The sequence below is a fragment of the Puniceibacterium sp. IMCC21224 genome (assembly GCF_001038505.1).
Classification (GTDB): Bacteria; Pseudomonadota; Alphaproteobacteria; order Rhodobacterales; family Rhodobacteraceae; genus Puniceibacterium.
Genome location: NZ_LDPY01000001.1, coordinates 1,689,622 through 1,703,895, shown reverse-complemented (window position 1 = coordinate 1,703,895; position 14,274 = coordinate 1,689,622). Strand labels below are relative to the sequence as shown.

At 61.7% G+C, this 14,274-nt stretch carries 10 protein-coding genes; 6 read left to right on the top strand and 4 right to left on the bottom strand.

The annotated features are described in order from the left end of the window. Positions 1-11: 11 nt before the first annotated feature. The 4 genes from IMCC21224_RS07805 to IMCC21224_RS07790 all read right to left on the bottom strand — a co-directional run bounded on the left by IMCC21224_RS07805 (position 12) and on the right by IMCC21224_RS07790 (position 8,507). Positions 12-1,334 (bottom strand): TolC family protein, encoded by a 1,323-nt coding sequence (locus IMCC21224_RS07805; protein ID WP_047994867.1) that lies wholly within the window; start codon positions 1,332-1,334, stop codon positions 12-14. Between the two features lie 82 nt (positions 1,335-1,416). Continuing rightward, the gene (locus tag IMCC21224_RS26430; RefSeq protein ID WP_053078921.1) at positions 1,417-6,495 is read right to left on the bottom strand and encodes an Ig-like domain-containing protein; all 5,079 of its coding nucleotides are present in this window, start codon (positions 6,493-6,495) and stop codon (positions 1,417-1,419) included. Positions 6,496-6,666: 171 nt separating this feature from the next. After that, positions 6,667-7,794 carry a Gfo/Idh/MocA family protein gene (locus IMCC21224_RS07795; RefSeq protein ID WP_231582035.1) on the bottom strand — a complete coding sequence of 376 codons (1,128 nt, stop codon included), beginning with the start codon at positions 7,792-7,794 and terminating at the stop codon, positions 6,667-6,669. Positions 7,795-7,805: 11 nt separating this feature from the next. Continuing rightward, positions 7,806-8,507, bottom strand: coding sequence for a GntR family transcriptional regulator (locus tag IMCC21224_RS07790; RefSeq protein WP_047994866.1), 702 nt, complete (start codon positions 8,505-8,507; stop codon positions 7,806-7,808). Between the two features lie 91 nt (positions 8,508-8,598). Here IMCC21224_RS07790 and IMCC21224_RS07785 point away from each other — a divergent pair, with 91 nt between their 5' ends. The 6 genes from IMCC21224_RS07785 to dctP are packed head-to-tail and all read left to right on the top strand — an operon-like array spanning position 8,599 to position 14,222. Next, on the top strand, positions 8,599-9,753 hold the full coding sequence (locus IMCC21224_RS07785) for an LLM class flavin-dependent oxidoreductase (protein ID WP_047994865.1): 1,155 nt from the start codon (positions 8,599-8,601) through the stop codon (positions 9,751-9,753). Continuing rightward, on the top strand, positions 9,753-10,643 hold the full coding sequence (locus IMCC21224_RS07780) for an aldo/keto reductase family oxidoreductase (protein WP_047994864.1): 891 nt from the start codon (positions 9,753-9,755) through the stop codon (positions 10,641-10,643). The genes IMCC21224_RS07785 and IMCC21224_RS07780 overlap by 1 nt, the downstream gene beginning before the upstream one ends. Before the next feature lie 57 nt (positions 10,644-10,700). Further along, a complete protein-coding gene (locus tag IMCC21224_RS07775; RefSeq protein WP_047994863.1) occupies positions 10,701-11,198 on the top strand; it encodes a flavin reductase family protein in 498 nt (165 codons plus the stop codon). A 57-nt stretch (positions 11,199-11,255) separates the two neighbouring features. Further along, positions 11,256-11,840 carry a TRAP transporter small permease gene (locus tag IMCC21224_RS07770; protein ID WP_047994862.1) on the top strand — a complete coding sequence of 195 codons (585 nt, stop codon included), beginning with the start codon at positions 11,256-11,258 and terminating at the stop codon, positions 11,838-11,840. Beyond that, entirely contained in the window at positions 11,841-13,130 is a 1,290-nt protein-coding gene (locus IMCC21224_RS07765; protein WP_047994861.1) for a TRAP transporter large permease, read from the top strand. A gap of 33 nt (positions 13,131-13,163) precedes the next feature. Further along, on the top strand, positions 13,164-14,222 hold the full coding sequence (gene dctP, locus IMCC21224_RS07760; RefSeq protein WP_047994860.1) for a TRAP transporter substrate-binding protein DctP: 1,059 nt from the start codon (positions 13,164-13,166) through the stop codon (positions 14,220-14,222). Positions 14,223-14,274 lie beyond the last annotated feature (52 nt).

Below are 14,274 nucleotides of genomic sequence, written 5' to 3'. Positions count from 1 at the left end.
CGCCGCGCCGCTCACATCAGGCCCCCATCGGCAAGGACACCACGGATGCGGGCAATTTCAAGCCCGGCCCGCGCGGCACCATAGGTCAGATCCAACTCTTTCTCCAATGCGTGGGCATACGTCTCGTAAACCCCCACAACATCCATAACCTGCCGTTGCCCACCTTCATATTGGCGCTGAAAGAGGTCGAGGTTCGCCTTGGCCTGAACCGTCAGCGTCTTGGCCTCTTTGGCTTGGCGTTGCAGCGCATCACGCTGACGCAATTGCGATTGCACCTCGCGCTGAGCGTCTTCACGGGCCTGCACGATCTTGCGGCTTTCGGTCTCTTCGACGGCGGCCAAAGATTGCAGCGTAGCTCCGGTACCCAGACCCAACAGCTGTTCGGATTCGATGTTCAGGCCGTATTGATCCCCGGAATCACCGATACTGCCGCCGGCCGAAAGCCCCGGAAGATGCGACGCGCGCGTGATCCGCGCCTGCGCGACCGCGCGGCCTTTTTGCGCCTGCGCGGCCAGAACCGCGACCGGTTCGACGCCACCCGGTGCCATGTTCAGCCCGCTTAGCCCCCGAACCCCGTCCAGCGGAGTCGCGGACATCGCGGTCAGTTCGGCCAGTGCGGTTGTGGCCTGCTCTTGCGATGCGGATTTACGCGCCCGCAGATCCGCCAGCCGCTGGCGCAGGATATTGAGGTCGGAGGTGTCCGACACCCCGCCCCGCACCCGTTCGTTCATCACCCATTCGAATTGCGACATGTCATCCAGTGCCCGACCGAAATGGGCGCTGGCGGCGCGACCTTCCTCTGCCAACAGATACAGCGACAACGCCTCGTAGACCCGGTTGTTGCCATCCTCGGCCAGCCCCACAGCGGCCAGTTCCACATCGGCGCGGGCCAGATCGCGTTCCGCCTTTTTGCGGCCGTTGTCGAACAGCACCTGATTGATCACCAGATCAGCAGCCATATCGCCCAAAGACGTCAAGGAAATGCGCGGCCCGATGGTCGGCAGCCAGTTGCGCTGCGCCGCTTCGGCCCGCAGGCGGGCGATACGCAGCTCAGCTTCGGCCACACGTGCATCAGCGGCCAGCACCGACGCGGCGATCTGACCATAGGCACTGTCGACGACCAGCACCGACTGGCGCGCCCGCAAATCGCGGATAATCGGCGACGCCGCTTCGTCCTCTGAGGGTTCGGGTGCGTCGATCTGCGCCGCCCCCCTGCCTGTCGTGTCGTTCAGAAACCGGGTGACAGCGTTGCCGCCGCCTGGCCCCTCGGCACAGCCTGTCAGCGCCGTTATTGCAGCAATCAGACCATAGGTCTGCCAGCGGCTCTGCCTCATGCTCTTGCCCCCGTTGTCGGGTTTCGTCTTTTTGGTATCCCGCGCCGGGAAACTCTGAAGTCCACCGGCGCGCCCGCCGGTCTCAGATCACCACGTTTGTGATGTCGTCATCGATCAGCACCGTGCCTTCGCCCAGATGGAAGACGTTGAGCCCCTTGCCATCCTCGACCACATGACCTGCAGCCTGCGCCCCGGTGATGGTGACCTGATCGTCGACACCACCGATAACCGTGACTGTGTCGCTGTTGGACGACAGCGCCAGGATCTGCGCCTCGGTAATGGTCAACTGGCTTTCCTCGGCGAATTGCAGATCAATCGTCTCGATCTGGAACTGCCCCAGAACGCCCGCCGCGCTCATGTCGACAACGCTCGTCGTGGTGTCATCCACCACCAAGTAGGTACCGCTGGTGTTGCCCGCATCATCCGTCGCCGTGATGACCAGGTGCGATCCGTCCGGCACGTTTTCGGCAAAGGCAAAATTGGTCTCGTTCAGAGCTGAGACATCGAACCGGCTAAAGCTGACCGGATCAACCACCGTATTCGCGCCGGTGCCTTCGACATGGCCGATGGCCACGGCATCGTCGCTCGACTCGATCGAGATGCCGCGCAGGCCGGTGTGGTCGCGGGTGTAAGATGCCGCATCAGGTGAAACAGGTGCCTCGGTGTCGATGCTCAGCGTGTCGCTGATGTCGCGGGTGTTGCCTGCGGCATCGACCGCTTCGACCAGCACCGGCGCGTCCAGCGTACCGGCGGGGATCGACCCTGGCGGCACATCGACGCTCCAACTGCCATCGGTCGCGACGGTGGCCACATGTGCCACCCCGCCGAGTGTGACTGTGACCTGCGAGCCGGTTTCGACGGTGCCGCGCAGAGTGACGCCCTGCGCCGCTTCTGCTGCGTTGATCACATTGTCCGCCGTCACCGGGTCGGGCGACAGGGTCAGCGTGTCAACATAGGTGTCCACTCCGAATGACGCGGTGGTTTGCGCCGTATTGCCCGCAGCATCGGTGGTAGCGACATGGGCGGTAGCGGTGTACTGCCCCTCTGCGATCTCGTTCGCGGCAAAATCGACGGACCAGTTGCCCGCCGCATCGACCGTGGCCGCGTGGGTGACATCGCCCAGCGCAACGGAAACTGTAGCGCCGACTTCGGTCGTGCCGCTTAGCGTGATGCCTGCCGATGCCTCAACGCCGTTGACCACATCGTCGGCCCCGCCGGGTGTGGCGGTGACAGCAAAGTTTTCCACCTCGGTATCGACCCGCACTGAATCCGTGCGTGTCAGAGTGTTGCCCGCCGGATCAGTGATCGTTGCGGTGATCTGCGCGTCATGCGTCCCGGGGGTGATCTGATCAGCAGCAAAGTTCGCCACCCAGATGCCATTCGCGCCGGTCGGCACTGTGACCGAAACGCCATCCAGCGTCACCACCACGTCCTGACCTGCGTCCGATGTCCCCGTCAACACAACGCCATCCGACGCCTCGACCAAATTGACCACATCGTCGCCTTCGACCGGTGCCTCGCTGATCGTCAGCGTGCCTGCGACGGTGTCGATGATCACATCTTGAGTCACTGTCTCGGTATTGCCTGCAATGTCGATGCTGCTCGCACTTAGCGTGACGGTCTGTTCGCCGCTCGGCAGTTCAGCGGCGGCAAAGCTGACGGTCCATGTGCCATCTGCGGCGACTGTCGCAGCATGGCTGATGCCGCTCAGCGTGACGGTAACGCTTGCGCCCTCTTCGGTTGTGCCGGTCAGGGTCAGGCCTTGCGTCGCCTCTTCGGCGTTGATCACGCCATCATCCCCACCCGGCGTGCTGCCGATGGCAAAGTTGCGCACAATTGTATCGACCTGCACCTGTCCGCTGGCGGTGGCGCGGTTGCCAGCCGCATCAGTGGATGTGGCAGTCACGTCCAGAACGGTTTCACCCTCGGGAATGGCGCTGGCGGCAAAGGTCGCGCTCCAGCTTCCGTCAGCGGCGACAGTCGCAGCTTGGGTCACTCCTGCCATGACCACAGAGACGGTTGACCCCGCCTCGGCCTGTCCGGTCAGGGTCACGCCGTCCACACGTTCGGCGGCGTTGACGATGCCGTCGGTTTCCACCCGTTCATCGCTGATCGACACTGACGTGATCGTATCGACATCAAAGGTATCGCTGGCTGTGGCTGTGTTCCCCGCCGCATCGGTTGCGGTTGCGGTAACGGTCACTTGCTTTTCGCCTTCTGGCATCGCGCCGCCACCAAAGGTGACGGTCCAGCTGCCATCAGTCGCCACCGTCGCGGCCTGCGTTGTCGACCCGATGACAACCGACACGGTTGATCCTGCTTCGGCCTGCCCGGTAAAGGTCACACCCGCAGCACGTTCCGCCGCGTTGACTACACCATCCCCCGCCACACCCGACGCATCGAGCGAAACGGAGGTCACGGTATCCACGGCAAAGATATCGCTGGCCGTCGCCATGTTGCCTGCCGCATCAGTCGCGGTGGCGGTCACGGTCACGTCCTGTTCACCTGTCGGCACGGCATCCGCGGCAAAGCTGACCGTCCAACTGCCGTCAGCGGCCACAGTAGCGGCCTGCGTTACAGCCCCCATGGTCACATCCACGGATGATCCCGGTTCGGATTGACCAGTCAGGGTCACACCATCCGGATGCTCAGCCGCGTTGACCGTGCCGTCACCGCCCGCGCCGGAGGCGTCGACCGATACAAAGGCTTCGGTGTCGACGCTCATTGTACCGGTGGTGGTGGCGGTGTTGCCAACCAGTGTCACCGCGCTTACATTGATGGCCACATCCTGCGTTCCCTCGGGAATGGCTCCGGCGGGGACATCCATACTCCAGATACCGGCCTCGGTTGCGGTGGCGACAAAGCTGGTACCGGCGATGACCACCGTGACGGTTGATCCGCTCTGTGCGGTGCCGGTCAGGGTGACACCTTCGGCGCGCTCGGCGGCGCTCAGAATTCCGTCCTCACCCCCGATTCCACCGTCGAGCGTGACGCCCGCCGTGGTGTCGACGCTGATGCTGCCGTTTGCAGAGCCGGAGTTGCCTGCCGCATCGACGGCCGTTGCAGTGATCTCGGCCTCATAGGCGCCTGCGGTAATGTCGGCTGCCGGAACCGTGACCGACCACGTGCCGGTTTCGGTCGTGACCGTGGTGTATGTCCGGCTGTTGAACGTGACAGTAACGGTCGCCCCAACCTCGGCTGTGCCGGTGATGTCAAAGCCTTGCCCCGCCTCGGCGGCGTTCAGCAGCCCGTCACCTGCCAGCGTGCTGTCGATTGTCACCGAAATCTCGGTATCGACGCTAAAGCCGTGGGTGATCTGAGTCGAGTTACCAGAGGTATCGACCGCCGCAACAACCGCTTCGGTGCCATAGGTGCCACCGGGCAGATCTGTGGCGGTAAAGGTTACAGTCCAGGTGCCCTCGGCCGTGGCGGTGACGGCCTGGGTGACGTCGCCGATGGTGACTGTCACGCTGGATCCGGCCTGCGCGGTGCCGGTCAGAGCCACGCCTGCATCCTGTTCGTCCGCGTTGACGATATCATCGACGGCCAGCGGCAGGTTGGTAATTTCCAGCGTCACAACCGTATCGATCTGCACCTCGGACGAGGCGCTGCTGGGGTTGCCAGCCACATCCACAGTCTGTGCGGTGATGGTCGAGGTGTATTCGCCCGTCACCGTTCCCGCCTCGACCGAGACCGACCAGGTGCCTTCGGCAGTGGTGGTCGCGGTGTGGGTTGTGTCGGCAAAGACCACAACGACCTCCGCCCCGGGCGTACTGGTCCCGGTGATGTCGAAACCCGCCTCGGCGTCGGCCGCGTTGATCAGATCATCGCCCCCCACCGAATCAATCGTCAGCGGATGCGGCACAGTGTCGATCTCAACCGCATCAACCACAATTGTCGCATTGTCAAAGCTGTCGGTCGCGGTGACCGTCACACTCTGGGTGTATTCGCCGCCCGGCAGGACTGTGGTGTCGATCACCGTGGTCCAGTTGCCCGCAGGATCAACCGTTGCGGCAAAATCGACGTCGTCGATTGTGACAACAACCATGGCGCCCGGTTCGACAGTGCCGCCAATCTGGACCCCGTCTTGGTGCTCAACTGCGTTGACGATCTCACCGACCGAAACCGTGCCTTCGTTGATTTCCAGCGCCGGAGGCGTGGTGTCAATCGCGACGGTCGGTCCGGGAACGATCACCACCTCTCCGTCCGGGTCCGTTACCTCGGCCGTGATCGGGTATTCTCCGTCTACGGGGAAATCCTCGCCGTCAAAGTCGACATCCCAGTTGCCCGCCGGGTCAGATGTGGTGGTCTGTGTCTCGTCACCGATGGTGACAACCACCTCTGAGCCGGGTTCAGCCGTGCCGGTGACCGGAATGATCTGCTCATCACTGCCGCCAACCTCAAAATAATCGTCGGGCGTATCAATTGTCGGGACACCCCATTCGTCGCTGCCGCTGCCGTCGGGTCCGTAACCGCCACCACCGGGGAAGCCGCCTCCACCACCGTTGCCACCGCCATCGCTGCCACCGCCATCGCTGCCACCGCCATCGCTGCCACCGTTGTCATTGTCGCCGCCATCGCTGCCGCCGCCATCACCGCCATTCTCGCCGTTGTCACCACCACCGTTGCCATCACCGTCGCCGTCAGACCCGAGCAGCGTCGCACCAGCTGCGGCCCCGCCCACGCCCAACAATCCCAGCAGACCCGGACCACCCAGCAGGCCTGCCGCCAACATGCTGACATCCTCGTCAGCGTCGGCTGCAGCGGCGAGCACTTCGGGCCGATCCACGAATATCAGCGCATCCGATGGGCTCCACTTATCCCAAGCCTCGGTCGGGCCGTATTGCGCATACAACGCGCCACCTTCGGCGCCGACAAGGCTGACTTCGCTCAAGGTCCCATCCGTGCTTAGGAACAGGCGGTTCGCATCGGCTGCGGCACCGTCAAAATATCCATCAAGCACAATGACACGACCATCGGCCAGCGTGATCAGCAGATCGCTACCTGCACGGTCATACCCGCGCAGATCCGCCTGGGACAGGTTCAGGGAAATTTCATTTCCGGTGCCCGCCGGGACAACCAAACCCTGCCCCTCGCCACCGACCGTACCATAATTCGTTGCGCCCGCACCTGTGCGGACCACATAATTGATCGCATTCATACTATCACCGCTCGCTCATGGACGTCTTTTTGGCAGACGGCCTTATTAATTTGGAACCGGATTACCGCAATTCTGCCACAATTTCTACACTCAATATGCGCCGAGCCAAAAAAATCGTCGTGGCGTAACAGTTAAGCCGAGCCGCCACGCCATAGTCTTTCTGTTGCGAAATCAGAGCGCTACAGCCTGTCCTGTCAGGGCAGACTGCTGCGCAGCAAGGCCCATCCGCACCGCAGCCACACCATCGTCCAGCGTCACCTCGGGCCGGGCAACACCCTGCACCACCTGCAAAAACCGCTGATGCTGGTAGAACGTCGATCCGTTGTGATCCCCTGCCTGCAACAACGCCGGATCAACCGGAATCTCAACACTGCGTGGCCCTTGGGGGCGGCGCGGACTGACGATCACCTGCGGCACCGGCGGCGCGCCCAGATCTGCGGGCCAGAACCGCCCCGGTCCCGGCACAAGCGCCTCAATCTTGCCGTTCGGGCCAACCGCGCTCACCTCTTCCTGATAGCGGCTGCCCTCTGCGAACATGCACAGTTCCAGCATCGCGCGCGCTCCGCTGGCGAAATCCACGATGACATATCCATGGTCCCAGATATCTGGTGTTTCGCCGTCATATACTTCGTCCCGGTGGTTCACCGCCTGCCCCGCGCTGGCCATGACGCGCACAGGTTCGGACTGCACAACCAACCGCATCAAGTCAAAGAAGTGGCAGCATTTTTCGACCAATGTACCGCCGGTGTTGCGGTTGAAGCGGTTCCAGTCGCCGACTTTGGGCAGGAACGGAAACCGGTGCTCGCGGATGGTCAACATCTGCACCCCTCCCGTCGCCGCCTGCGCCTGCTCAAGCAACGCGGCGATCGGGGGCATATAGCGATACTCCATTGCCACCCACACTGGCGCGGGATAGCTGGCCAGAAAGGATTGCACCCGCTCAAGATCCGCCGCCTGAGTATATAGCGGCTTTTCAACCAATATCGGCAACGGCCTGCGCTGCGCGATCAGCTCAAGCTGTGGCACATGCAGATGATTGGGCGACACGATCACCAGCGCATCCAGGTCCGGAATCGCCAGCAGATCCTCAACCGTTGCACAGGCCTGCGCCCCCGGCGCCAGCGCCAGCGCCGCCGCCAGCATCTGTGCGTCAGGTTCGAAAATCGCTGTGACGCGGGCATTCTCCAACAATGCGATATTGCGCAAATGCTCCTGACCCATCATGCCGCAGCCGATCAGACCGTACCGCATCACCCCTGTACCGACCGCGCCATTCTGCATCTGATCCATTGCATTCATTTGACCACTCCTCATGTCAGCCGCGTCACATAGGTCGCGACCGTACTGTCGATCCAATTGTTTGAGACTTCCGCCCGCGTACCATCCTGCGCCCAGCTGATCCGTTGTATGCGCAGACAAGGCGCGCCCGGCATCACCCCAAAGCTGATCGGCGCCCAGTCCGGCACCACATCCATCGTAGCGCGATCTTCGATCCGGGTGATCCACAGGCCCAACGCCTCGCGGTAAAACAGGTACAGCGATTCCGACAGCACCTCGGGGTCGATCCGCGGCGTGTAATCCCCATCGAGCCAGATTTCCTCTAACACGGCAGGCTGCCTGTTCAGCGACCGCAGTCGGCGGATGCGGTGCCCCTCGGGGCTGTTGCCGAATTCGGGCAGGCCGGGGGCCTTGACCACACGGGCCACATCCAGCAGCGCGGCAGTGGGCAACCCGCCCCCATCCAGAAGTTCGACCCGAAAAAAGGCATAGACGCTTTTGGCATCGACTTTGGCACGCACGTAGTTGCCTGAGCCCTGCACCCGCTCAAGCAGGCCCTTACCCGTCAGATCCGCCAGCGCCTTGCGCAATGTCCCGACCGAGGTGCCCAGCTGCGCGGCCATCTCACGTTCCGGTGCCAACCGTTCGCCATCCGCCAGCCGCCCTGACTGGATCTCGCGGATCAATAGCTCGCTGAGCTGGATATAGAGCGGAAGTGAGTGGCTGTCGGTCATCCATAGCCTGATGCTGTAAGATTGATACACTATTGATCTACATCAAATTGAATGCTACGCAAGCGCAAATTCCGCATCAGAGGACATCCAAATGACCATTGTGCCGATCACCTCACCGGACCTCGACGCCGCCGAAGTGTCGTGGTTCTCGGCGCTCTGCTCAGACGATTACGCCTATCTGGGCGTGCCCGACGAGGCGCTGCGATCATCCTGGGCGCATTGCTCGGATATCGTCAAAGAGGCAGAGTCACAGGGGTTTCGCAACATCCTGTGCCCGTCGTCCTATCAGGTTGGTCAGGATACACTTAGCTTTGTGGCTGGCTGCGCGCCGATCACCGACCACATCAACATGCTGGCCGCCGTGCGCTGTGGCGAAATGCAGCCGATCATGCTGGCCCGCACGATTGCAACGCTCGATCACATGCTTGAGGGTCGCCTGACGGTCAACATTATCTCGTCGGACTTTCCCGGTCAAAAAGAGCCATCGCCGTTCCGCTATCAGCGGTCGCGCGAAGTTGTCGAGATCCTGAAACAGGCATGGACCCAGGACGAGATCAATTATCAAGGCGAGGTCTATCAGTTCGAGGGGCTGACCACCGACCCGGTGCGCCCCTATCAGTCTGGCGGCCCGTTGCTGTATTTTGGCGGCTATTCCCCCGATGCGCTGGAACTGTGCGGACAACATTGCGATGTGTATCTGATGTGGCCCGAAACCAAAGACGCCCTCGCCCAGCGCATGACGGACGTTCACGCTGTCGCCGCCCGCCACAACCGCACGCTGGATTACGGCCTGCGCGTGCATGTTATCGTCCGCGATACCGAGGCAGAGGCCCGCGAATACGCGCAGCATCTGGTCAGCCAGCTGGACGACGATGCAGGCAAGCAGATCCGCGACCGCGCGCTTGATTCGACCTCGCTCGGGGTGTCGCATCAGGCCCGCAACCGCGATCTGGCGGATATGGAGGGGTTCATCGAACCCCACCTCTGGACCGGCATTGGCCGCGCGCGCTCGGGTTGTGGTGCCGCACTGGTCGGATCCACGGATCAGGTTCTGTCCGAGCTTGAGAATTATCAGAAAATGGGCATCCGGGCCTTTATCCTGTCCGGCTATCCGCATATCGACGAATGTCGTCACTTTGGCAGTCGCGTGCTGCAGCAAATGAAAACCTGTTCGCTGCCCCAGGCCTATGGCCGGGTGCCCACCAAGACCCCGCAGACGCCGCTTGGCGCAGGAAAGAGACGTTGATGGACCGTATTCAGATCACCCCCGATGTCAGCCTCAGCCGCCTTGTCTATGGCATGTGGCGGCTGAGCGACGATGAAAACACCGCCCCCGAGCATGTCCGGGCCAAGATTGACGCCTGCCTTGATCAAGGCATTACCACAATGGATCAGGCCGATATCTATGGCGGCTACATGGCCGAAGAGGTGCTGGGCAATGCCCTCACCCCCGCCCTGCGTGACAAGATCGAGATCATCACCAAATGCGACATTGTCGCCCCGGTCGGACGTCATTCTGCCGCGCGGGTAAAATATTACGATACCTCGCGCGCGCATATTGTAGCTTCGGTCGAACAATCGCTGCGTCTGATGAAGACCGATGTGATCGACCTGTTGCTGATCCACCGGCCTGATCCGCTGATGGATCCGCATGAAACCGGTGCCACGCTGGACGAACTGGTTGCCTCGGGCAAAGTGCGCTCGGTCGGCGTGTCGAATTTTCGCCCGTGGGACTGGTCGCTGCTGCAATCGGCCATGTCCACGCCGCTGGCCACCAACCAGATCGAGATTTCGCTGGCCGCGAACGAAGCTTTCACCAACGGCGACATCGCATTTCTTCAGAAAAACGGCATTGCGCCGATGGCCTGGTCACCTCTGGGCGGCGGATCGCTGTTCTTTGACACAAAGCATGCCGACCTGCGCACAACACTGAGCCGTGTCGCCAACGAACAGGGTGTTGATGAAACCGCCGTCGCGATTGCCTGGCTTCTGGCGCATCCGGCACGCATCCTGCCGGTCCTTGGAACCAACAATCTGGACCGCATCGCCCTGATAAGCGATGCTGCCCGTGTGACATTGGATCGGGAGACCTGGTTTGAACTATACACCCACGCCATCGGCCATGAAGTGGCATGACACAAACGCTTGCACGTCAGATGCCAGAATTGCGATCGGATCGCTGCGGGTGACAGCATGAGCACACAACCCCGGAACTTTGACCCCGCAACCGAAGACCCGCGCGCCTTTCGCGATGCACTGGGCCGGTTTGGCACCGGCGTCACCGTGGTGACCTGTGATACCGCTGATGGTCCGCTGGGCATCACCGCCAACAGCTTTGCCTCGGTGTCGCTGGACCCGCCGCTGGTGCTTTGGGCACCGGCAAAAACCTCGTCCCGCTATGGGTTCTTTGCTGCGGCGCAGGATTTTGCGATCCACATCATGGGCGCCGAACAGGGCCCGCTGTGCAGTGGCTTTGCCCGCGATGGTACCGCCTTTGGCAACGGCGACTGGGAACGCGGGCCGACCGGCGTGCCGCTGTTGTCAGGCTGCCTGTCGCGGTTTGAATGTACAAAGATTGCCGAACATGATGGCGGCGACCACACCATTGTCGTGGCGCGTGTGACGCGCGTGTCCACACGTCCGGGTGCGCCTTTGCTGTTTTTCAGCGGCACCTACGGCGGTTTTGCCTAAGTGTCATAATCCGCCCCCATAACACAAAAACCGGGGCGCCAGGGAGGAGGAAGGCCAATGGCCGTATTGCTGGGGATTTTACGCCCCCTGCAAGCTGTCAACGATGTGGTGCTGCGCGCGGGGCGCGCAGTGTCGATCGTGGCGATTGCGCTGATGGTGGTCGCCATTCTGGTGCAGGTGTTCTGCCGCTATGTGCTGAACAACGCCCTGCCCTGGCCCGAAGAGGCCGCGCGCTTTCTCATGCTCTGGATGACCGGGCTGATGGCGCCTTCGGCCTATCGCCGCGGTGGATTTGTGGCGATTGACATGCTGTCGGCGTTACTGCCGCGCAGTCTGGCCGCATTGTTGTCGCTGACCCTGTTGATCCTGTCTGGCATGGTCCTGGTGGTCGGACTGCAACTGGGCATCAAACACGTCAATTCCGGCTGGCTGTTTTCCTCATCCTCGCTGCGGGTGCCTATGGAATGGATCGGCATGAAGGGTTTCAAGCTGAAACTCGCCTGGATGTACATGTCGCTCTATGTCGGGCTGATCCTGCTGCTCGCCGTCAATATCGAACTTATCCTGCGCGCGGTCATTGCCATGTTCGGAGGAGAGCGCAACCTGCGCCCGCTGGCCGATGCCGAACTGAGGGTCGAATAAATGCTGGTCTGGTTCCTGCCGCTGTTTCTGGTGTTTCTGATGATCGGCCTGCCGGTTTTCTTTGGCATGCTGGCCGCCCCCGGCATCCTACTGATGCTGAACGGGCAGGAACGTGACCTGTCGCTGCTCTATCGCAATGTCTACAACGGTATGGACAGCTTTCCGCTGATGGCGATCCCGTTTTTCATGCTGGCGGGCGAGCTGATGAACCGTGGTGGCATCACGATGCGGTTGGTGGAATTCAGTCAGGCCATGATGGGCCATTTCCGCGGCGGTCTGGCGCATGTGAACGTGCTGTCGTCCATGCTGTTTGCGGGCCTTTCGGGTTCAGCCGTGGCAGACACTTCGGCGCTCGGCTCGATGCTGATTCCGGCGATGGAGCGCGAGGGATATACCCGTAAATTCGCAGCGGCCATCACCGCCGCGTCATCCGTGATCGGCCCGATCATTCCGCCCAGCGGCATCATGATCATCTACGCCTATGTCATGGGCGAAAGCGTCGCAGCGCTGTTTCTGGCCGGCATTGTGCCTGGAATCCTCGTCGGTCTGGGCCTGATGATTATGGTCAAATTCATGGCGGACCGCTATGATTTCCCGGCATCCCGCAACCGCTCGACCTGGGGCGAAAAGGGGCAGGCATCGCTGCGCGCGTTCTTTCCGCTGCTGACGCCGGTGATTATCCTTGGCGGCATCCTTGGTGGTGTGTTCACCCCAACCGAAGCCGCCGCTGTCGCGGCTGCCTATGCCATCCTCATCGGCATGTTTGTCCTCAACACCCTGAAACTGCGCGACCTGCCCGATGTGCTGTCACGTGCAGCGATGACATCAGCCGTGGTGCTACTGCTGGTGGGGGCCGCGATGGCATTCAAGACGGTCGTCAGCCTGTCTCACGCGCCGGAACAGCTGGCCGCGTTTATCCTTGCCCTGTCCGAAAATCCGTTGGTCCTGCTGTTTCTGATCAACCTGCTGCTGTTTGTCGTTGGCATGTTTCTGGACGCAGGCCCGGCAATCATCATCCTGGGGCCGATTTTGGGGCCGATCTTTGTCGATCTCGGCATTCATCCGGTACATTTCGCGATCATCATGTCGGTGAACCTGACCGTGGGTCTGGCCACACCGCCGATGGGGCTGGTGCTGTTTGTCGCCAGTTCGGTCTCTGGCGAACGGGTCGAAACCATCGCCCGCGCCATCCTGCCTTTCCTTCTGGTCGAGGTGGTTGTGATCTTTCTGATCACCTTTATCCCGGCCATTTCCATGACGGTCCCGCGCCTCTTCGGGTTCGTCAACTGATCCACCGACCATCCAGCATAGGGAGTTCACAGAATGCTCAAAGGTCTTACCACAGCGGCGCTCACCGCCGCCCTGCTCGCAGGCACAGCCATGACCGCGACAGCGCAGGAATACACCATTCGCGCCACCGCCAATTCGAACGACAATGACGAAGATTACGACGGCCTTGTCGTGTTCAAAAACTACGTTGAATCCGCATCGAATGGTGCCATCGCGGTTGAGCTGTTTATCGGCACGCAGCTTTGCTCGGGCGGGGCGGAATGCCTTCAGGGTGTGGCGGACGGGTCGATCGACGTGTTTGTCACCACCTCTGGCGGGGCGGCCGGCATCTTTCCCTATGTTCAGGTGCTCGACCTGCCATACCTGATGTCGAGTGACCGCGTCGCCGAGGCGGTGCTGTCCGGCGATTTCACCCGCACCATGCGCGACATGGCGCTGGCGTCATCCGGCGACACCATCCGCGTGATGACCATCGGCAATACGGGGGGCTGGCGCAACTTTGCCAACACTCAGCACCGCGTGACCAAGCCCGAGGATCTGGCCGGGCTTAAGATCCGCACCGTGGTGGCCGATCTGCCGCAGGAACTGGTCAAGGCGCTGGGGGCGTCACCCACGCCGATTTCCTGGCCGGAACTGTTCACCTCGCTTCAGACTGGCGTGGTTGAGGGGTCCAAGAACGGCATCACCGACATCATGAACATGAAGTTCCCAGAGGCCGGGCTGAAATACCTGACCCTCGACGGTCACGCCTACATGGGGGCCATCTGGGTGATGAACAACGAAAATTTCCTGTCGATGCCCGAGGACATGCGCCGCGTCGTGGTCGATGGTTTTGCCGAGCTTCAGCAGGCCACCTTTGCCTCGCCCAAGCGCAAGTCGATCCAGGCCTATGAGGATTTCGTCGCGGCGGGCGGCGATCTCTACGTGCCGACCCCCGAAGAGAAAGAGGCGTTCCGCGCGGCGGCCGAGCCGGTTTATTCGTGGTTCCAGGAAAATGTCGAAGGCGGGCCAGAGATCTTTGAGGCGCTGACCACCGCTGTGTCCGAGGCCGAAGCGGATCTGGACACAGCCTATTCCAGCGATCTGAATTAATCTTCCATTCAGATCACATCAAACGTCCCAAGGCCGCAGCACCCGCTGCGGC

Coding starts and splice junctions, on each gene's coding strand:
- IMCC21224_RS07805 (WP_047994867.1), bottom strand. CDS start 1,334: ATGAGGCAGAGCCGCTGGCAGACCTATGGTCTGATTGCTGCAATAACG.
- IMCC21224_RS26430 (WP_053078921.1), bottom strand. CDS start 6,495: ATGAATGCGATCAATTATGTGGTCCGCACAGGTGCGGGCGCAACGAAT.
- IMCC21224_RS07795 (WP_231582035.1), bottom strand. CDS start 7,794: ATGAATGCAATGGATCAGATGCAGAATGGCGCGGTCGGTACAGGGGTG.
- IMCC21224_RS07790 (WP_047994866.1), bottom strand. CDS start 8,507: ATGACCGACAGCCACTCACTTCCGCTCTATATCCAGCTCAGCGAGCTA.
- IMCC21224_RS07785 (WP_047994865.1), top strand. CDS start 8,599: ATGACCATTGTGCCGATCACCTCACCGGACCTCGACGCCGCCGAAGTG.
- IMCC21224_RS07780 (WP_047994864.1), top strand. CDS start 9,753: ATGGACCGTATTCAGATCACCCCCGATGTCAGCCTCAGCCGCCTTGTC.
- IMCC21224_RS07775 (WP_047994863.1), top strand. CDS start 10,701: ATGAGCACACAACCCCGGAACTTTGACCCCGCAACCGAAGACCCGCGC.
- IMCC21224_RS07770 (WP_047994862.1), top strand. CDS start 11,256: ATGGCCGTATTGCTGGGGATTTTACGCCCCCTGCAAGCTGTCAACGAT.
- IMCC21224_RS07765 (WP_047994861.1), top strand. CDS start 11,841: ATGCTGGTCTGGTTCCTGCCGCTGTTTCTGGTGTTTCTGATGATCGGC.
- dctP (WP_047994860.1), top strand. CDS start 13,164: ATGCTCAAAGGTCTTACCACAGCGGCGCTCACCGCCGCCCTGCTCGCA.